Origin of the sequence: Imperialibacter roseus (assembly GCF_032999765.1) — a bacterium.
GTDB classification, from domain to species: Bacteria; Bacteroidota; Bacteroidia; order Cytophagales; family Cyclobacteriaceae; genus Imperialibacter; species Imperialibacter roseus.
Map to the genome: position 1 here is coordinate 2,114,728 of NZ_CP136051.1, position 17,852 is coordinate 2,132,579.

At 46.1% G+C, this 17,852-nt stretch carries 19 protein-coding genes and 1 pseudogene; 14 read left to right on the forward strand and 6 right to left on the reverse strand.

Annotated elements, in window-relative coordinates; translation table 11 throughout:
- Positions 1 to 29: 29 nt before the first annotated feature.
- Entirely contained in the window at positions 30 to 242 is a 213-nt protein-coding gene (locus tag RT717_RS09020) for a hypothetical protein (RefSeq protein WP_317491407.1), read from the forward strand.
- The gene (locus RT717_RS09025) at positions 239 to 430 is read left to right on the forward strand and encodes a type II toxin-antitoxin system RelE family toxin (RefSeq protein WP_317491408.1); all 192 of its coding nucleotides are present in this window, start codon (positions 239 to 241) and stop codon (positions 428 to 430) included. Before RT717_RS09020 ends, RT717_RS09025 begins: the two co-directional genes overlap by 4 nt.
- Positions 431 to 628: 198 nt before the next feature.
- Here RT717_RS09025 and RT717_RS09030 read toward each other — a convergent pair whose 3' ends face one another.
- The 4 genes and pseudogenes from RT717_RS09030 to RT717_RS09040 all read right to left on the reverse strand — a co-directional run bounded on the left by RT717_RS09030 (position 629) and on the right by RT717_RS09040 (position 3,411).
- Complete coding sequence (locus tag RT717_RS09030; protein WP_317491409.1) at positions 629 to 1,651, reverse strand: aldo/keto reductase; 1,023 nt, start codon at positions 1,649 to 1,651, stop codon at positions 629 to 631.
- An 89-nt stretch (positions 1,652 to 1,740) separates the two neighbouring features.
- Positions 1,741 to 1,806, reverse strand: a pseudogene (locus RT717_RS28495) (pentapeptide repeat-containing protein); the annotation flags it as partial.
- Positions 1,807 to 1,996: 190 nt separating this feature from the next.
- Positions 1,997 to 2,896: a helix-turn-helix domain-containing protein gene (locus RT717_RS09035; RefSeq protein WP_317491410.1), complete on the reverse strand. Its 900-nt coding sequence runs from the start codon at positions 2,894 to 2,896 to the stop codon at positions 1,997 to 1,999.
- 287 nt (positions 2,897 to 3,183) lie between these two features.
- On the reverse strand, positions 3,184 to 3,411 hold the full coding sequence (locus RT717_RS09040; protein ID WP_317491411.1) for a hypothetical protein: 228 nt from the start codon (positions 3,409 to 3,411) through the stop codon (positions 3,184 to 3,186).
- 289 nt (positions 3,412 to 3,700) lie between these two features.
- Between RT717_RS09040 and RT717_RS09045 the strand changes: the two genes are divergently transcribed.
- The 3 genes from RT717_RS09045 (at position 3,701) to RT717_RS09055 (ending at position 5,802) form a co-directional block, all read left to right on the forward strand.
- The gene (locus RT717_RS09045; RefSeq protein ID WP_317491412.1) at positions 3,701 to 4,276 is read left to right on the forward strand and encodes a Crp/Fnr family transcriptional regulator; all 576 of its coding nucleotides are present in this window, start codon (positions 3,701 to 3,703) and stop codon (positions 4,274 to 4,276) included.
- A 93-nt stretch (positions 4,277 to 4,369) separates the two neighbouring features.
- Positions 4,370 to 5,404, forward strand: a complete 1,035-nt coding sequence (locus RT717_RS09050) for an NAD(P)-dependent alcohol dehydrogenase (protein ID WP_317491413.1) — start codon at positions 4,370 to 4,372, stop codon at positions 5,402 to 5,404.
- A 236-nt stretch (positions 5,405 to 5,640) separates the two neighbouring features.
- On the forward strand, positions 5,641 to 5,802 hold the full coding sequence (locus RT717_RS09055) for a hypothetical protein (RefSeq protein ID WP_317491414.1): 162 nt from the start codon (positions 5,641 to 5,643) through the stop codon (positions 5,800 to 5,802).
- 697 nt (positions 5,803 to 6,499) lie between these two features.
- On the opposite strand, the gene RT717_RS09060 is transcribed toward RT717_RS09055, so the two are convergent.
- Positions 6,500 to 9,109: a glycoside hydrolase family 3 C-terminal domain-containing protein gene (locus tag RT717_RS09060; RefSeq protein WP_317491415.1), complete on the reverse strand. Its 2,610-nt coding sequence runs from the start codon at positions 9,107 to 9,109 to the stop codon at positions 6,500 to 6,502.
- Between the two features lie 525 nt (positions 9,110 to 9,634).
- On the opposite strand from RT717_RS09060, the gene RT717_RS09065 reads away from it, so the two are divergent.
- Positions 9,635 to 9,784, forward strand: coding sequence for a hypothetical protein (locus RT717_RS09065; RefSeq protein ID WP_317491416.1), 150 nt, complete (start codon positions 9,635 to 9,637; stop codon positions 9,782 to 9,784).
- 398 nt (positions 9,785 to 10,182) lie between these two features.
- On the opposite strand, the gene RT717_RS09070 is transcribed toward RT717_RS09065, so the two are convergent.
- Positions 10,183 to 10,656 (reverse strand): hypothetical protein, encoded by a 474-nt coding sequence (locus RT717_RS09070; protein ID WP_317491417.1) that lies wholly within the window; start codon positions 10,654 to 10,656, stop codon positions 10,183 to 10,185.
- Positions 10,657 to 11,129: 473 nt separating this feature from the next.
- Here RT717_RS09070 and RT717_RS09075 point away from each other — a divergent pair, with 473 nt between their 5' ends.
- From RT717_RS09075 to RT717_RS09110, 8 genes are all read left to right on the forward strand, one after another.
- Positions 11,130 to 12,290, forward strand: coding sequence for a DUF262 domain-containing protein (locus RT717_RS09075; protein WP_317491418.1), 1,161 nt, complete (start codon positions 11,130 to 11,132; stop codon positions 12,288 to 12,290).
- A 4-nt stretch (positions 12,291 to 12,294) separates the two neighbouring features.
- A complete protein-coding gene (locus RT717_RS09080; RefSeq protein WP_317491419.1) occupies positions 12,295 to 12,816 on the forward strand; it encodes a HEPN domain-containing protein in 522 nt (173 codons plus the stop codon).
- 166 nt (positions 12,817 to 12,982) lie between these two features.
- Entirely contained in the window at positions 12,983 to 13,996 is a 1,014-nt protein-coding gene (locus tag RT717_RS09085) for a hypothetical protein (protein WP_317491420.1), read from the forward strand.
- Positions 13,997 to 14,055: 59 nt separating this feature from the next.
- Positions 14,056 to 14,520, forward strand: a complete 465-nt coding sequence (locus tag RT717_RS09090; protein ID WP_317491421.1) for a hypothetical protein — start codon at positions 14,056 to 14,058, stop codon at positions 14,518 to 14,520.
- 462 nt (positions 14,521 to 14,982) lie between these two features.
- Positions 14,983 to 15,330: a hypothetical protein gene (locus RT717_RS09095; protein WP_317491422.1), complete on the forward strand. Its 348-nt coding sequence runs from the start codon at positions 14,983 to 14,985 to the stop codon at positions 15,328 to 15,330.
- Positions 15,331 to 15,590: 260 nt separating this feature from the next.
- On the forward strand, positions 15,591 to 16,127 hold the full coding sequence (locus RT717_RS09100) for a DinB family protein (protein ID WP_317491423.1): 537 nt from the start codon (positions 15,591 to 15,593) through the stop codon (positions 16,125 to 16,127).
- 235 nt (positions 16,128 to 16,362) lie between these two features.
- On the forward strand, positions 16,363 to 16,728 hold the full coding sequence (locus RT717_RS09105) for a DUF2200 domain-containing protein (RefSeq protein WP_317491424.1): 366 nt from the start codon (positions 16,363 to 16,365) through the stop codon (positions 16,726 to 16,728).
- 292 nt (positions 16,729 to 17,020) lie between these two features.
- Positions 17,021 to 17,812 (forward strand): hypothetical protein, encoded by a 792-nt coding sequence (locus tag RT717_RS09110; RefSeq protein WP_317491425.1) that lies wholly within the window; start codon positions 17,021 to 17,023, stop codon positions 17,810 to 17,812.
- The last annotated feature ends 40 nt before the right edge of the window (positions 17,813 to 17,852 follow it).

Here is a 17,852-nt window from a genome sequence, read left to right on the forward strand (position 1 = left end):
CCAACCTTAAGCAATTATTCATATCTTTAATGAAATTTATCGAAATGGGAGCGATCATTATCAAAGCAGACAAAAAAAGCAACAAGCTCTTGTCAGACCTTGCCAAAAAACTAGGCGGAAATGTAATGAACCTTGCCGACGAGCAGTTTGAGGACTTTGCTATTGGCTCAGCTATGGACGCTGCCAAGACAGGCGAAACAGTTGACCGTAATTCAATTTTAGCCAAATTGAGGGCTCGGTGACTATTGAATTTGATAAGTCATTTGCGAAATCGCTTGACAAAATCAAGAACAAGTCACTCTATGCCAAAATAGAAAAGCTTATTCTCGAACTCGAGAAGTCAGACTCGATACAAGATTTGGCAAACATAAAGAAGCTGACGGGCTTTAAAAGCTACTACAGGATCAGAATTGGTGAGTATCGGATTTGATTCGAGAAGATCAACGAAAACACTTTTCGCTTTCTCATCGTTGCCCACAGAAAAGACATATACAAGCTTTTCCATAACAATTTAACGCACCTGCACTGGCAATTTGCCCCGCCCCAAGCGCCCATTAAAAACATAGAAGGCTGCCAACATTGATAGCCTTCCTGTTTTTAACCAAAAGCGCCATCACTAACCGGCCTTCTACTTCCTATACTCACCTTGCCGCTCCACCATCCAGCCGGGATACTGGGATGCCAGCGGACTGACTTTCTCAATTTTGGCCAGGTCGTCGGCTGTCAACACTATTTCCGTAGAGTCGATATTGGCCTTTAGCTGATCGGGTGTTTTGGCGCCAATAATGGTGCTGGTGACGCCGGGTTGATGCCGCACCCATGCCAGGGCTATTTGTGCCGTGGTCACTCCGTGTGCTTTTGCTATGCCGCCCATTACCTCTACCAAATCATACGCTTTTTCTTTATCGAGAGGAGGGAAGTCAAAATTGGCCCTTCTACCGTTGGCATCGCTACTGCCTTCTCTGGTGTATTTGCCGGAGAGGAAGCCGCCCGCCAGTGGACTCCATGGAAAGATTGCCAGCTTGTGGTCAGTCGCCATGGGCACCAACTCGTGCTCAATATCCCTGGTCGCAGCCGAATAATGGTATTGCAAGCCTATGAACTTATGCCAGCCGTTATAGTAAGCCACTGCTTGCGCTTTGGCGACCATCCATGCCGGCCAGTTACAAATAGCGATGTAGCGCACCTTGCCACTGTCTACCACGTCGTTGAGAGACCTTAGTATCTCTTCAATGGATGTTCTTGGATCAACGCCGTGCACATACAGCAAGTCGATGTGATCCACCTGTAGCCTTTTGAGGCTGGCCTCTACCGAATTGAATATATGATAGCGGGAAAGGCCCACATTATTGGGCTGCGAGCCCATAGGCCCCAGCACCTTGGTAGCCAGCACTACCTCATCTCTTTTGGCGCCCACGTCCTTCAGGCCCTGGCCCAGCAGCTGCTCCGACTGTCCAAAGGAATAAACATTGGCCGTGTCGATAAAATTGATGCCAGATTCAATGACAGCGCCCAGTATTTCGTTCACTTCTTTTTGCTGTAGCTGGCCTATCTTGCTCCACATGCCCGCATCCTGGCCACCGAATGTCATGGTGCCAAAACATAGCTCTGATACTTTCAGCCCCGTATCGCCGATATAGTTGTATTTCATTGAAATTGGTTTTGTGTTTAAAGATTAGTTTGGCTGCGTTATCAGCTACCGTGCGCACAATGTCGTTTTGTTAAGAGCATTCTACCCTTTTATTCCCTAAGCCGGGCACCCCTAAGCCGGGCACCCCTAAGCCGGGCACCCCTAAGCCGGGCACCCCTAAAGGGCCCTACTAATTATGATTCGTCCCCCTTTAGCGCTGGGGTAAAAAATTGAATTGAGCAACTGAACCTCTTGACAAAACAACATTGTGCGCATGCAGTATGAAGCAGCCTCACAAAGGTGCGCAACGCAGGTGGACTAGCCATAGCCCGCTTCAATCAAAAAGTATCAAAAATCAAACAATTGTTACTTTGTGCGGTAGAGTCGGGGAGTGACGCTTTCAGTTTTCTTAAAGAACGAGATAAAATGCGACGGCTCTTCAAACCCCAGGCAATAACCAATCTCGGCAATTTGCCAGTTGGTGTGCCGCAGCAGAATCCTCGCCTCTTGCATGATGCGGCTGGAGATCAGCTGCGAAGTGGTTTGCCCCATGGTTGCTTTCAAGGCCCGGTTGAGGTGATTGATATGAACAGAGAGGTTGTTGGCAAAATCGTTGGGCGACCTTAGCTTCATTCGCTGGACGGGAGACTCAATGGGAAATTGCCTTTCAAGCAACTCAGAAAAAAGGGAAGAGATCCGATCGTTGGCATTGGATTGTGAGTAGAGGGAGGATTCCGCCGGTCGGAGTTTGATGGCTTTGTGTATCAGCTGGATCACCAGTGTTTTGATGAGATCGTACTTGTAGGCATAATCAGAATTGATTTCCTCTATCATTTGAAGGTAAAACCGGTTGATCTCTTCTATATCTTCCGGCTCCACCTCGTAAATGGGCGTGGTGCCTGGTTGGAAAATGGGGTAGTCTCTGATGGCTCCGAAGTTGGTGAAAAACTCTTCTGTAAACACACAAAAGTACCCCGACTGATTGTCGCTCAGCCGTTCCCAGTTGTAGGGAATCATAGGGTTGGCAAAAACCAGTGCGGCGTTTTTTACCTCTACTGCCTTGTCAGCATAAAAGTACCTGGTGTTGCCCGTCAGGAAGCTGATCTTGTAATACTCCCGCCGGCTGTAAGGCACCGGCTTGGGGTCGGGCCCAATAAAGTCCTCGTAGTTGAACACATTGAACTGCCCAACACCGCCCTGGATAGTGCCAGGCTGGCGAGGGAGCTTCTTTTCGTAGAGTTCATCAAGAGTTAGCGGCTTAATCATCAGCCAAAGTTATGAAATTCAAATAAGACTGTGCGAGTGTGGCTGGATTTGAAAGTGGTTATTTCACCGGCCGTTGTGCTAGGGTCGTTTTTTTTCTCTGGCGGCCTTGGCAGCCAAGCTAGTCTGCGCAAGGGACTGGGAAACCCTTTGTGATCTTTATAACTTTCTTTTGGGAACGACCTTCATAGGAAGTCGCTCGTGAAGACACGAGCCACGGCGACAGAACATTGTTTCTTGCTTGTTCTTTTTTCTGAAAAGCTCAATTATCACCGAGGAGTCCAGGGGAATCATGCCAGACGTGACTCGTTGATACCGTCCCTCGCTTCCTGATAAGTGCTTAGGTCGTCGTCTGTCCAGGTGGGGGCGTCAAGCAAAATGGCTTGTAGAGAGCTCGTGGTTTTTTTTGACGTCATCTCTGATTGGAGCGCAGTAGCTAGGCTTTCAATCTCCTTTTCCGGGAGCTGATGAATGAGCTTAAGCACTTGCTGATAGTTCGGTTTTGTTTTCGTTTTCATGGCTGCGTGAGGTAAACAAATATAGAAACTGTAAAGTTTTATTCCCTATAAAACCGGCTCTACCGCCTTGGGGTCGTGTTCAACGAACCAACAACACGCTCATCTTTACATTTTCCCCGGTAACGCCCAACACAGGAAGTCGCTCATGAAGACACTAGCCACGGCAACTGTGTTGTTACGTTTCTAAGCCCCTTTTCTACCTCCAAACTTCAAAAGGCCAAAACACAAACCAGAAGAGATTCCGTATATTCGGTGGTTGCGTCATTTTGATAAAACAGGAAAGCGATAAATGAACCCATACATAAAAAGGATCAAAGACTTATCCTACAAGCTTGATCTTGAGATTCACGCAGAGCTGGAGAAAGTGTTTATCGATAAAAAATTCTCAAAAGGTGCTCACTTGCTGCGGCCCGGTCAGATATGTACCGCTCACTTGCTGATCAAGGAGGGTATAGCGAGGAAGTTTTATCTCCACAACCATAAAGAGATCACGACCGAGATCTACTTTCATGACGACGTGGCGGTGTCGCTTGACAGCTACATCATGCAAAAGCCGGGCGATGTGTACGTGGAGGCCCTGACTGAGCTGGAGGTGACTATTATTGACTACGGCCGCTTTGGCAAAGTGAAAAATACCTACCCCGAGGTAATGATGCTCGACAAAATGTTTATCGAATACTATGCCGTTTGGTTTGAACAACGGCTCAGGGAGTTTCAAACCCTCGACGCCTCCCAACGCTACCTCAAGCTACTCGAAAAGGAACCGCATATCGTCCAATTCCTACCTGTCACCATTATTGCCTCTTATCTGAACGTTTCTTTGGAAACCCTGTCCCGCATCAGAGCAAAGGTTTCGTCAGAGTGATTATTTGACTTAAATCAAATTCCTGCGTTGTCGTATCCCGTTATTTTGAGAGGGCCCCGGAGCAGGTGGCTTTCAAAACAAAATCCTACGCAGATGAAGGCAATAGTATTCAAAAAATACGGAGATCCGAACGTGTTGCAAATGGCTGAGGTTGAAAAGCCCTTGCCCAAAAGCGATGAAATACTCGTAAAAATATACGCAACCTCGGTGACTGCCGAAGATCCCAAGATGAGAAGCTTCGATCATCCGCCGCTGCTGAAGGTGCCGGTGGGCTTGATGTTTGGATTCAGAAAACCAAAGCAGCCTGTGCTGGGCATCGAATTTTCAGGGGTAGTGGAGGCCATCGGCGACAAGGTGAAAAGCTACCAGATAAACGACAAGGTGTTTGGCTACACCGGCCTCAGCTTTGGTGCCTATGCCGAATATAAATGTCTGCCAGAAAGTGCTTTGATGCACTTGAAACCACAGAATTTGCCTTTTACAGAAGCGGCTACCATGGTGAATGGCCCACTGTCGGCGCTGGCCTATTTGAAGAAAAAGGGCAAAATAGAAAAAGGCCACCAGGTGCTCATTTACGGTGCGTCGGGCTCAGTGGGCACGGCCGCCGTTCAGCTGGCGAAGTATTTTGGGGCCCATGTAACAGGGGTGTGCAGTACCAAAAACCTTGCGCTGGTGAAGTCGATTGGCGCAAATGAAGTGATTGACTACACCAGGGAAAACTTTGCTGACACCGAAAAGCGCTATGATATAGTGTTTGACACCGTAGGCAAAACGTCCATGAAGGAGTGCATGAGCTTGCTGACTCCAAAGGGCAAATACCTGCTGACCGAGTTTGGCCTGCGGCACATGCTGGCAGCCATATACACCTCCCTTTTCAGGCGCAAAAAGGTAGTGATAGCGTCGTCGAACTTCTATTGGAAAAAGGATAACCTGATCTTTCTAAAACAGCTGGCTGAGCAAGGGCATTACAAGCCTGTGGTCGACAGGTGCTTTGAGTTGGCCGACATCGCTGAGGCACATACCTATGTGGCGTCGGGCCGCAAGGTGGGCAATGTGGCTGTGGTGGTGTGTGGCGATGAGCATGAGGGCAGAGTGGGAAGCTTGATGAAAGCAGTGGCGCACATCTAACCTTTCACCGTGGGCTGTCCCCCGACAGCCCATCAAAGCCCAAAGAACGAGTAGACGCTTTCTTGCAGTTGATCAGAGCGCAAGCATGGCCTGGAATAAGTAATGGAAACTGACCTGAATTATTTGGTCTGTCGGGGGACAGACCAAGGGGAGTGGAATACGTGCTTGTAATTCCGTAAACTTGAGACTTGGCTACCCAATGTTAGAGATCAGAACACCTAAAGAAATTTTCAAGTATGATTAAGTCGAAAGTAAAAACCGTTAAGGGCTTGGTAAAGCAGTTACGGGCTGTTCGGGACAAAATGAATGCCGAGTTGGAACATATGACCTCTGAGCAGAGAACGGCGTACTTTCAGAAAATGAGGGAGAAGAAAAAACCCGAACAGCAAGGTGTTTAGAGCCAGTGGCTCAAAAGTCCCATGATGCTCTCATTTGTATTAGCTGCCCGCTCCAAGGCAAATGCATTTGGTAAAGCTTGATCATGAAACCCTCAAAGGGTTCGGTTTTAACTGGCTTCTCCCTGTAGATATTGACAACTTGCAACGCTGCAAAGGACAACCCCTTGGTGGGTTCTTCACTCACTCACTGCACTACCAGCCCTTCCCCTATGGGCTGTCCCCCGACAGCATCTTATCGAAAAGAATAATATGGGCGCTGTTTTATAAGTGACCTGGAAGTTGGCCTGTCAGGGGACAGGCCAAGGAAGCAGCTGCCCGCTCCAAGGCAAATGCATTTAGTAAAGCTTGATCATGAAACCCTCCAAGGGTTCGGTTTTAACTGGCTTCTCCCTGTAGATATTGACAGCTTGCAACGCTGCAAAGGACAACCCCTTGGAGAGTTCTTCACTCACTCACACACCAGCCCTTCCCCTATGGCCTGTCCCCCGACAGCATCTTATCGAAAAGTATAATATGGGCGCTGTTTTATAAGTGACCTGGAAGTTGGCCTGTCAGGGGACAGGCCAAGGAAGCAGGGGTTCCGCATTTAGAGAACGCTTGTAATAAATCCCTCCAAGGATTCGGTTTAACTGGCCTCTCCCTTCAGACATGACCGCTTGTTGCGCTGCAAAGGACAAACCCTTGGAGGGTTTTTCACTCAAGGGCTTACCACCAATCCCTCCCTCAAATCATCTTTCGCCGAAGAGTTCCCTACTGATATAGCAAACTCTCCGGGCACATTCACCAGGTTAAAGTTGGCGTCGAAGGTCTGAAAGGCCTCTTTTCTAATTGTCAGTTCCACTGTTTTGCTTTCGCCTGCCTTCAGGTGTATGCGCTGGAAAGCCGCCAGGTTCTTGATCGGCGCATCGGCCGGCCGGTTTTTGTTGGCTACGTATAGCTGCACCACCTCGTCGCCATCCATTGGGCCTGTGTTGGTAACGGTCACTTTCACGGGTACTGCCTCACCGGGCTTGCTTTCGGCCTGAAGGCTCAACTCAGCAAAGCCGAAGGTAGTGTAGCTCAGCCCGTGCCCAAACGGATACAGCGCCTCGCCCTTGAAGAATCGGTAGGTCTGTGTTGTCATGTGGTAGTCGGTGAAGGCAGGCAGGTCAGCCACCGACTTGTAAAAGGTAACCGGCAGCTTGCCGGAGGGGTTGTAGTCGCCAAAAAGAACGTCGGCTATGGCTGTGCCACCCGCCTGGCCCGGATACCAGGCCTCCAGAATGGCCGGGATATGGTCGTTTTCCCACGGAATCGACAGCGCACTGCCGTTCAGCAGCACCAGCACTACTGGCTTGCCCAGGGCATGGATGGCCTTGATCAAATCAAGCTGTGCAGCCGGCAGACCCAGCTTGGTGCGGTCGCCGCCATTAAATCCATCCACCTTAATATCCATTTCTTCGCCTTCCATGCGGGGCGTAAGGCCCATGCACATGATCACCGCATCAGCACCGCTGGCAGCGGCCAGGGCATCCTTCATCAGGTCGGGTTTGGGCTCTGCCCACACCAACTGCACCATGGCGTCGGCATAGTTTTCACCTGCATCCACTTTGAAGCTATAGGTTTTTCCTGTTTCCAAAAGGATCGGCTCCGACTTCCGTAGCCTCGGGTCGCCATATTCGTCACCAAAGTGATACACCGTTCTGGCAACCTCTTTGCCTTCAAAGTAGAGCTGCGTATTGCAGGTAGTGATCACACCCAGCTGATGATAGCCCGTCTTTTGTGCGGTGATTTGTCCCTCCCAGCGCACACCGAAATTGTCATCGTCGAGGTCTTCCCTGGGGGCAGCGTCGTTCCAGTTCACATCCAGCTGGTCAATCTCTTCTTCATACACCACGTCGCCCTGCAGCTTGCTGTTGTTGAAGTAGCTGGCCCTGATGGGCCCGCTGATGGCATGGGCAGGCACCGTGTAAAACATCGGCAGGCCCTCGGCGTATTCCGACCCCTGGGCAAATACGACCTCCGTGCCGGCCCCCAGCTTATTCCTGATGCCTTCCAGGGGCGTCACTGCTTTGGAGGGCACGCCGTTGTAGTTGCCCAGCAGCATCAGCCACTGGTCGGAGTTGGGGCCAATCACGGCTACTTTCTTTAAGTCCTTGCGGAGGGGCAGGGTGTTATTGTCGTTTTTCAAAAGCACCATCGTTTCCTGAGCCGTTTTCAGGGCCAGGGCCTGGTTGGCTGGTTGGTCGACGATGTTGTAAGGAATCTGTGCGTACTTGACGGTTTCCACCGGGTCGAACATGCCTAGCTTGAAGCGGGCTTTGAACAGGCGCTTCACCGACACGTCAATTTCCGCTTCGGTGATATAGCCCTTCTCCACTGCTTCCACCAGCGAGAGGAACTCCTCACCACAGCTCAAGTCTGTCCCCGCTTTTACGGCCATGGCGGCCGCTTCTGCTTCGGAGCCCACCACCTGATGGAATTTCCAGATGTCGGTAATGGCCCAGCAGTCCGACACGATAAAGCCATCGAAGCCCAGCTCGCCTTTCAGTGTGCCGGTCAGTAGGCTTTTGCTGCCGCAGCAGGGCTCGCCGTTGATGCGGTTGTAGGCACACATGGCCGAGTAGGCGTGACCTTCCTGCACGGCCATTCTGAACTGTGGTAGGTAGGTTTCCCGGAGGTCTTTCAGGCTCACTTTGGCGTCAAACTCATGCCTTTCGGGCTCGGGGCCGTTGTGCACGGCAAAATGCTTGATGGTGGCTACCGTTTTCAGGTAAGTGGGGTCGTCGCCCTGCAGGCCTTTGATAAAGGGAATAGCTAGCGAGCCCGTGAGAAAGGGATCTTCGCCGTAAGTTTCCTGCCCACGGCCCCAGCGGGGGTCTCTGAAAATATTGATATTGGGCGACCACAGCGTGAGGCCCTGGTAAAGAAACCGCTTGCCTTTTCGCACGAAGTCGTGGTGCTTGGCCCGGGTTTCATCCGAAATCACCGTGGCCACATCGAAGATCAGGTCATCGTCCCATGTAGCCGCCATGCCAATGGCCTGTGGAAACACCGTGGCCTTGCCTGCCCGGGCCATGCCATGCAGGCCTTCCGACCACCAGTTGTACGCCGGAATGCCCAGCGAATCGATGGCAGGGGAGGCATTGGTCATTTGCGACACCTTTTGTGCCAGCGTCATTCGGCCCACCAGGTCATCCACCCGCTCGTTGATGGGCAGGGCGGGATTTTGATAGGGAGGCAGACTGGTATCAGGAGACTTTTCCTGGCAGGCCGACAAGCCAAGACATAGACCAAAGAAGAGGGGTAAACGAGTCAGTAGTTTCATAGGTAGGTAGTAGGTTAAAGGACTCAAAATAGGAAAATGTTGGGAGTTTTGTGCGGGGCCGCCGTTCGAAGGCTGGAGAAAGGCATTTTTTGGATGGGTTGTGAAGACACAACCCCAAACGTTTAAGGCATGTGTCTTCACATGCCTTGAAAACGTTCGTAACATCCGAAATTTCCTATGTCACATCCGAAATTTGGTAACCAACATCCGAATTTTCCCATGTCACATCCAAAAATTCGTAGGTAACATCCAAAATTTCCTATGTGATATCCAAAATTTCGTATGTCATACCCAAAAATCCCTATGTTATATCCAAAATTCCGTATGTAACAACAAAAAATCCGTAACCAACATCCAAAGTTTCCTAACCAACATCCAAAATTCCGTATGTGATATCCAGAATTCGGTATGTTACATGCAAAAATCCCTAACTAACATCCGAAATTCCGTATATCGGTTACAAAATTTCTGAATCAGAACGGAAAAAGACCGAACCAGAAACCAACGGTACTGAACTAGTTACTCATGCCAGTGAACTACCTCAACAAAATGGGTACTGAGACAGGAAAGAAGAGCAAGCTGAACAGCCCATCAGGCAACCATTACCGGATGATGTTGAACCAACTACAATACCAACTGAACAACTTCCGAAAAATCAGCAGTAAGATACCTTGAAGAGTGAACTGGAAAGCAAATGAATGGAGGTAGATAGCAAATGATATGAATTAGAAAGGAAAAGGAGGGAAGCAGAAAGGATAATTTCGGAGATAGAACGATATCCTGGTATACGATGGTAGTCAATCCGGAAATTTTCTTCAGATGTTTACTCCCACTCCATGGGCTGTCCCCCGACAGCCCATCCTCAATGAGAAAAGCATCACCTTCATTGCATCACTAAACCGGGGGCTGGCATGAGGAGGAATGGGCCGTGGAAATGGATTTGAATTAACAGGCCTGTCAGGGGACAGGCCAGGGGATAGGTTAGAATAGGTCGGCTACCCACCACCCCCTAAAACAAGAAAAGGGCAGCTGGTGAGCTGCCCTTTATCGATCTGCTGGGTGGGTGCGGCTTTTCACGCCGCCTTGGCCTTCTTGCCCTGGCCGGCAAAGCGCTTGCCGAGGTCTTCCGAAATCACCTTGGCACCAGAGGCATTGTTTTTAGCGGCCACCTTCACCGACTCATAGTAGTTGCGGGCAGCCCGGTAAGCCTCCGCACCACTCATCAGGTGGGTGTCGTTCAGGTTGGCGGTGAGCTGGTTCAGCGGCCTCACCAGTGTGGTTAAATCCTTCACTTCCGTGTAGTCGATCTCAAAATCTTCCAGCTTGTTGTATCCCGGCAAAAACTCGGGGTTACTCTTTGCATAATCGAGGCTTTTGGCCACAAATGGCTCACTCGAATCGCCCATGGCCAGCACCTCTTTTCGCTGCTGGGCCGTAAGGCTGATGAGGTAGGGGCCAATCAGGTCAGTGAGCTCCTTTACTTTGGCCTGCATCTTCTTTAGCTCGGCCGGCGGAATTTGCACCGCCACTACGTTTTCCATGCTCATATCAAGTTTGTTTTAAGTGAGTGGATGGTAAATGTTAGATAATAATAAAAAGATTATTACTAAATGAAAATAATTTTATTTGTTTTTTGCACTAACATAAAGTGTGATAGAATAGTAGTATGTGTGCTTATAATTTGAATTCGTCACTAATATGTAATTATGTCATACTGGAAAGATTGAAAGTATATGCTATTACTAATAGGTATATTGTTGACGTAATACGGGGGATTTCGCCAAATCGGTGATTATTGGTAGATTGGTTTGGGATTAGTAAATGGATTCTTTATTAGTTCGGAAGCTTTTGGGGATAAAGAAGGGGTGGCAGCAGTACTTGGCTTTGAGTGAAAGAGCAACGGTTTACTAGCAAGGGTGTATAGGTAGTAAATAGACCTATTTGTAAATGGTTGCAATACGTAAATAACATTGTTGGCTGTAGTAGCCGAAAAGACTATATTCATAACAAAATGAAATATATGGAGGTAAATGAGGATTGGGTAGAAGATTTTACTGGTGACGATGAAGATTATTCTTTTAAAGAGTACGAGGTTACATCTTCACCAAATGACTTTAATATAAAGACGCTCTTTGATTTTATTGAATCTGGTGTTGTTAAGATACCCGCATTTCAGCGCAACTTTGTTTGGGATATAAAAAGGTCATCAAAATTAATTGAGTCATTAATTATTGGTCTTCCGATTCCTCAAATATTCCTATATGAGGAGTCACGCAATTCCTTTCTAGTCATTGACGGTCAACAAAGACTAATGTCAATATATTATTTTATCAAAAAGAGATTTCCAAAAAAAGACAAGAGAATTGAACTTCGACGGATTTTCGATATGGAGGGCAAGATTCCAGATGATGTTCTATTCAACTCTGACTATTTTGCTGACTTTAATTTAGCCCTGCCTGAACAGTTGCCTGATTTTCCAAATAAACTTAAGAAACTTAATTATTCAACACTGGGAGATAATAAGGCTAGTTTTGAATTACGAACTATAAGGAACGTAATAATCAAACAAAACCTTCCCGAGGGTGACAATTCCGCCATGTTTGAAATTTTCAACAGGTTGAACACTGGTGGTGTTAATCTTAAGCCCCAAGAGATTCGAGCTAGCATGTATCATTCTGACTTCTACGAAATGCTCTATAGGATAAACACTAATGGAGATTGGCGTAAAATAATAAATCGACCAGAGCCAGATTTGCATATGGGTGACATCGAGATCCTATTGAGGGGATTTGCAATGCTACTTGAAAGTGATAATTATAAGCCTTCAATGACGAGATTCCTAAATACATTTTCGAACAATGCTAAGAAAATGAAGGAAGAGTTAATTTCGTATCTGGAAGAATTATTTTTGGCATTTAGTTTCAATGCTTCAAAATTGGGAGAAGATGCGTTTACATCAAAGAATAACAAAATTAATATATCAATATTTGAATCAGTCTTTTGTGCAATGTGTAAAAGGCCTTTCTCTAATCGGAATTTCCTGATCAAAGAAACGACACGTGATCGAATTTTAGAATTGAAAAATAATTCAGAGTTTATTCAAGCGATTCAAAAGGATACTGCGAGCAAGAAGAACGTTGAGAAGAGACTTGAACTGGCTAATAATATTTTGTTCAACTAATAGGATGGGAACTATCGTTGACTCTTTATTTGCAGAACATCGAAACCTTGTTGCATATCTCAACGATAAGAAGGAAGTTTCAATGAAGATATTTGTTGAGGAGAATTTTAAAAAGAACATTCTGCTTTCAATTGCAAGCCTATTTGAGCACCAGATAACTAGTATTTTAAGGGAGTTTATAAATAAGGCTGGGGGAGAGAATTCGAAGCTTAATTCATTCGTATACAATGGCGCAATAAGTAGGAAGTACCATACTCTTTTTGAATGGGATAGTAACAGCGGGGCGAATAAATTTTTCTCCTTATTTGGTGAAGAGTGCAAGAAAGATTATAAGGAAAAAATTAAGGCTGATGAGGAATTAGAGAGGTCAGTCATAGCATTTCTTCAATTGGGGCAACAGAGAAATCGCTTAGTTCATCTAAATTTCGGAGAATATTTTATTGAGAAAACAGCAGATGAAATTTATTTGGAATATCTATTAGCTAAGAGATTTTTGACCTTTGTAGAAGCAGAACTTAAAGATTGATTGGAAAGCGAAGCTAATGGCAAGGCAACCTGCTTTACGGTTTTAGCTCGAGCCGAGTTATTGGTCAGCAAAGCACCAAAAAGCAGTTGGTAGTCCATTCATTATTTTTAATACAACAAAATAGTTGGTAAGACACGCTCACCAGTGGGTATGAATATAGAAATATATGGCAGTGCTTAACCAGTTTCAGCAATATTCACAAGGAGAAAATACCGTTACGAATAACGTCTTATTGATGCTATCGAATCTGTATGAAATTAACCCAAAATACTACGAGGAATATATTAAAGGACTGACCGAGGATTCGGGTAAGTATGAGGTCATTCCAAACTTTCGACAGCAGGTAGGAAATAGAGGTGGAGGAATAATTGATGGCCATATTCAAGTAAAGGCGACTAAAATAATAATTGAGACGAAGCTTCACGGACTAGAATGGATAGAAAAACTAGTGAAGTATGGAAATAGTTTTGACGAAAATGAATACAGCCTTCTCTTTCATTTGAGTAGTACGAGATATTCAAGGAAGGAAATTGAGGAAATTGAAGAGAAGCTGTTAAAATTCAAAGTTATTGGTAAAATCAATTTCTTCTCTCTGACCTATCAAGATCTTGTCGACCAACTAACAGAACTTGCAAGTAATTATCAATTCGAAAATTATTTACAAAGACTGAATGAGAATTTTGAAGGTTACTGCCTAGGAATGCAGTTAATGCCAAGAAGCAATCATGTTTTAAGAGCTATGGCTTGTGGTCAGTCATTTGGCCTAAATGTAAAGTACAAATTCTACTTTGATTTAGCATCAAGAGGCTATAGTGATTTTAATTATTTAGGTATCTACAAATGGAAGTCTGTTAGGTACATTGGGAACGTCGAAAATGTGGTAGTTGCCAATTGGGATGAGGCAAGTGGGCTGAAGATTGTTGAACAAAAGGTTGACCTGACCGATGATCAAAGAATTAGACTTGTAAGTGCAATAAAAGAATCAGATGAACATGGATGGGGTGTTGAAAATGGACATCGGTTCTTTTTGCTGAAGGATTTTGAAGAGACCGATTTTGCCAAAATTACACCAGGAGGCATTTTTAGAGTCAGGTATTTTGATTTAGAAGATTACTTGGATAAAGTACCCACCAATGTGAAAGAAATTGCGGAAGCATTGAAATCAAAAACTTGGGATTAGAGCTATTACCTTATTTTTTGCAATCTTCCGTAGAAACGTTGTCTTTTAAATTGACCTTAATGAGTGAGGAAGCACGTTTAGAATTAATTCTCGAATCAGTAAACTATTGTAAGAGAGTGGAAGCAATGGGGATGCCAGCATCAGCGTATACCAAGGCATTAAGAGAGCCAATCCACTTCCTATGGGAACGCCGTAACGGAACAAAGTTGCAGGCCGCAATGTACAGATCACTCAAATCTATTGATTTAAAATTTGGATCCGGCCAACTTATATATGACCATGCGATACCCTTTAACTATGTTCAAAAGGAACTCTTGCAGTCAAGTGAGCTTTCCATTTCAAAACTGAGAGAAATATTGGATCGATCTATTGTCATATGTGTCATAACTAAAGAGGAAGACCGCCTTCTTAGGTCTCTCGGATTAGCCAAAAAAATGCCCGAGGGGTGGAATGGCGAAGATCGATTGGCGCGATATAAGGCTGCGAATATCGAAGTAAAGAGCGATCACAATAAAGCGGCTTGAATATTTGCATAAAGAAAGCCCCCACTTCGAGCGACGGTAAGCTCTAAATTACAGTTGAGTCCCTGGAGCTAGTCCGAGCAGTTCACTCATTTCATGCAGTGCGGGTAGGTGCGAGTTTCAACCCGGACGGAGTCTCGTATCATAAACCAGACGGAGTCTTGCACTTTGAACACACCACACCGTCGGTGGTTGCAATATGGCATTTGCTGAAAATGGCTGTGAAGACACTGCCATGAAATGGCTCCACAATCATGAGCATTCAGGCTTGGAATGTCCGCTACAAAGGCTAAATTTATCATCGCCTAGCCTTCGCTAAAGCTACAGTTGGCAAGGCGTGGCTAAGATGTAGTGGAAGCGGACCGGCACTAAACTCCCAAACTCATTTTACCGAGGCGATAGCGGAAATGTCCGATGAACAGTGACTTCATCTTAATAAACAGTGGGACGACAAAAGAATTAGAAATGGACTTGAATTGGACGATTCTTATAGCAGTAGCTACAAGCGCAATTTCTGGCATCTGGACTGTCTATCAATATATTGAGGCAAAAAAGCGAGAACAGAATCTTAAAGAATTTGAGAACTATCATAAATTGATTAAAGAACTTGTACAACCGGATGATTCTAATGCAATTTATGAGGACCGTCAAGCGGCAATCATTTTCGAATTGACGCATTTCAAACGCTATTATGCATTTTCGTATCGAACAATGCTTGGACTGAGAGAAAAATGGGGACAAGTACCAAATCAATATCCGAGACTAATTGATGAATTGGACAGATCCATTAAATTTCTTAAGAAGAGAATATGAGCTGCAGTCCCCCTAGTCCGAGCAGTTCATCTTATTTGAGGCAGTGCCGGTTGGTGCGAGTTTCAACCCGGACGAAGTCTCGTATCATAAATCAAACAGAGTCCCGTACTTTGAGTACATCACACAGTCAGTGGTTGCAATATGGCATTTGCTGAAAATGGCTGTGAAGACACAGCCATGAACATTGAATGGAAGTCAGTCCGAGCCACAGGCTCGAACTAGCAAGGGAAGTGGAGGTGCATTAATATTCACTGTAAACCATGGAAGATAAGTACAGGGCAGTTTTGTGGAAGAATTTTGCTGCATCTATTGATATGCTAAAAGATGTCATTGAACTGTGTCCCGATGCTTTGTGGGAGAAGAAGGACAAATTCTTTTACATGGCCTATCACACAGTCATATTTCTTGATTATTACCTGTCCTATCCGGTGACAGCCTTTGAACCAAAATTGCCCTTTACCATTGTGCCTGACAGTGAGCTTCCGCCAGCAGCCGTAGATGACGTAATGCCAAACAGGCATTATAGCCGGGAGGAAATGATGGCATATATCGATTGGGCGAGAAAGAAATGTGAAACGTTCATTGGCCCACATGCCAGTCAGGATTTGATGGCACCATGGATAAAAAAGGCAGAGATCGGACTGCATGGACTGTGCCCTTCAGTGGTAGAGCGCTACACGTTGCTTGAGATGCTGTTTTACAATTTCCGGCATGTGCAGCATCATGTGGCACAGTTGAATTACATCCTGAGAAGCGAAGCTGATTTGGCAGCTGACTGGCTCTCACAAGCCGAATGATTGGATGCATGGTCGTTGGAGAAAATATGCCAACTCTTTTCATAAGGGACGTCCTCTGAAAGAGGATTAGCTATTGAAATGAACCTTAGTGGCTCGTGAGGACACGAGCCACGGCGGGAGGAAAACACCACGCTGATACTCAGAGTCCTCTGCGAGAGACTCTGAGGGAAGATTACTGCGGAAAAGTTGTGACTTGTAACTTTGGCCAGACTATTAATTACCTAAATCATACACTATGACTACCACACCAGAGCATGATGCGAAATTTGTGAAAATGACTTTCTCATCGGTATATCCGCACTATGTTAAAAAAGTTGAAAGCAAGGGGAGAACCAAAGAAGAATTGCTTGAGGTGATTCATTGGCTGACTGGTTTTGATGACAAGCAGCTACAAGAGCTGATTGACGAGAAAGCAACTTTTGAGACGTTCTTTAAGCGGGCTAAGCTGCACCCCAATGCTCACCTGATTACCGGAATGATTTGCGGCTATCGGATAGAAGACATCGAAACTCCTTTAACAAAGCAAGCGAGGTATTTGGACAAGCTCGTCGACGAATTGGCCAAAGGCAGGAAGATGGAGAAGATTTTGCGACAAGGGTAAAGGATAGGGGTAGATGGCTTCCGCCAGAGTCATGACCTCGCACCAGCGTTGCTTTATGTTGACACTTATCAAAACGTAATCGGCCAAAAGATAATGTCTATCCGACGGTTGAGGAGCGGTAATAATGACTAACACAGGAGGTCGCTCGTGAAGACACGAGCCACGGCGGGGGAAGGTTAATTTACGCTCTGGCAGTAAGATATTATTGGGCGCCTGATTATCTTTGATAGCAAACCAGCTATGCCCGAATCTCTTTTATTGGCCTTTCTCAACTCACTTTCCTAGCACGCTCATGAGCTCCTCTGAAATCGCCAACCCACTCAGCCCATTCAATGGGCCCCGGCGTTGGAAAAAATATGTTTTCGAATTTGTCTTATTGTTTTTGGCTGTCTTTTTCGGATTCCTTGCCGACAATTTGCGGGAGGAATACTTTGAACGTCAGCAGGCAAACGAGCTGGCCAAGAGCTTTTACGAGGAGCTAAAAAATGACTCAGTCACGGTGGTGACGAAAGTGGCAGGCAGAATCAAAAAAGAACAGGCGATTGAATACATGGTAAGGTTTTTCAAGGACAGTGCTCTTACCTCTACCTCGAAAGATCTTTCAATCAATTTTCTTTGGGCCACTACGGTGAGAACACCGGTGATCTTCACACCCAGAACGGTGGTGTTAGAGCAGCTAAAAAGCTCGGGCTCCCTCAGGTATTTCAAAAGCAGGGAATTACAAAAGCTGGTGGGCGATCTCTCGGTGGCCATTGATTACCTCATGGAAAGGCAGGCCCTGGAAGCGTCGGTTTATCATGAATACATCGAACCTATTATGATCAACCACATGGATTACGATTTTCAATACGAACTGCTCAGCAATGGTATCTTTGACAGGATGGCGGAATATGAAGACAGCGACGAATATATTCCGTTCCATCTCTCGCAGCCGGAAAAAATCAACAGGCTCGACATAACCAATGCTTTGGGCTATTACCACACCAATAATCTTAAATCTACCCGCATGATTCCGTTCAATACCTACATGGATGTGAACGCTGCCATACTGTTGGCGCTGCGCAAGGAATATTCCCTGAAATAAAGATGTTGGTACTTTTCTGACCTGGTCGTTCCTTAGCGAC

What these genes read in the sequence shown, in the direction of transcription:
- RT717_RS09020 (WP_317491407.1), top strand. Translation starts at nt 30, where the DNA reads ATGAAATTTATCGAAATGGGAGCGATCATTATCAAAGCAGACAAAAAA.
- RT717_RS09030 (WP_317491409.1), bottom strand. Translation starts at nt 1,651, where the DNA reads ATGAAATACAACTATATCGGCGATACGGGGCTGAAAGTATCAGAGCTA.
- RT717_RS09035 (WP_317491410.1), bottom strand. Translation starts at nt 2,896, where the DNA reads ATGATTAAGCCGCTAACTCTTGATGAACTCTACGAAAAGAAGCTCCCT.
- RT717_RS09040 (WP_317491411.1), bottom strand. Translation starts at nt 3,411, where the DNA reads ATGAAAACGAAAACAAAACCGAACTATCAGCAAGTGCTTAAGCTCATT.
- RT717_RS09045 (WP_317491412.1), top strand. Translation starts at nt 3,701, where the DNA reads ATGAACCCATACATAAAAAGGATCAAAGACTTATCCTACAAGCTTGAT.
- RT717_RS09050 (WP_317491413.1), top strand. Translation starts at nt 4,370, where the DNA reads ATGAAGGCAATAGTATTCAAAAAATACGGAGATCCGAACGTGTTGCAA.
- RT717_RS09055 (WP_317491414.1), top strand. Translation starts at nt 5,641, where the DNA reads ATGATTAAGTCGAAAGTAAAAACCGTTAAGGGCTTGGTAAAGCAGTTA.
- RT717_RS09060 (WP_317491415.1), bottom strand. Translation starts at nt 9,109, where the DNA reads ATGAAACTACTGACTCGTTTACCCCTCTTCTTTGGTCTATGTCTTGGC.
- RT717_RS09065 (WP_317491416.1), top strand. Translation starts at nt 9,635, where the DNA reads ATGCCAGTGAACTACCTCAACAAAATGGGTACTGAGACAGGAAAGAAG.
- RT717_RS09070 (WP_317491417.1), bottom strand. Translation starts at nt 10,656, where the DNA reads ATGAGCATGGAAAACGTAGTGGCGGTGCAAATTCCGCCGGCCGAGCTA.
- RT717_RS09075 (WP_317491418.1), top strand. Translation starts at nt 11,130, where the DNA reads ATGGAGGTAAATGAGGATTGGGTAGAAGATTTTACTGGTGACGATGAA.
- RT717_RS09080 (WP_317491419.1), top strand. Translation starts at nt 12,295, where the DNA reads ATGGGAACTATCGTTGACTCTTTATTTGCAGAACATCGAAACCTTGTT.
- RT717_RS09085 (WP_317491420.1), top strand. Translation starts at nt 12,983, where the DNA reads ATGGCAGTGCTTAACCAGTTTCAGCAATATTCACAAGGAGAAAATACC.
- RT717_RS09090 (WP_317491421.1), top strand. Translation starts at nt 14,056, where the DNA reads ATGAGTGAGGAAGCACGTTTAGAATTAATTCTCGAATCAGTAAACTAT.
- RT717_RS09095 (WP_317491422.1), top strand. Translation starts at nt 14,983, where the DNA reads ATGGACTTGAATTGGACGATTCTTATAGCAGTAGCTACAAGCGCAATT.
- RT717_RS09100 (WP_317491423.1), top strand. Translation starts at nt 15,591, where the DNA reads ATGGAAGATAAGTACAGGGCAGTTTTGTGGAAGAATTTTGCTGCATCT.
- RT717_RS09105 (WP_317491424.1), top strand. Translation starts at nt 16,363, where the DNA reads ATGACTACCACACCAGAGCATGATGCGAAATTTGTGAAAATGACTTTC.
- RT717_RS09110 (WP_317491425.1), top strand. Translation starts at nt 17,021, where the DNA reads ATGAGCTCCTCTGAAATCGCCAACCCACTCAGCCCATTCAATGGGCCC.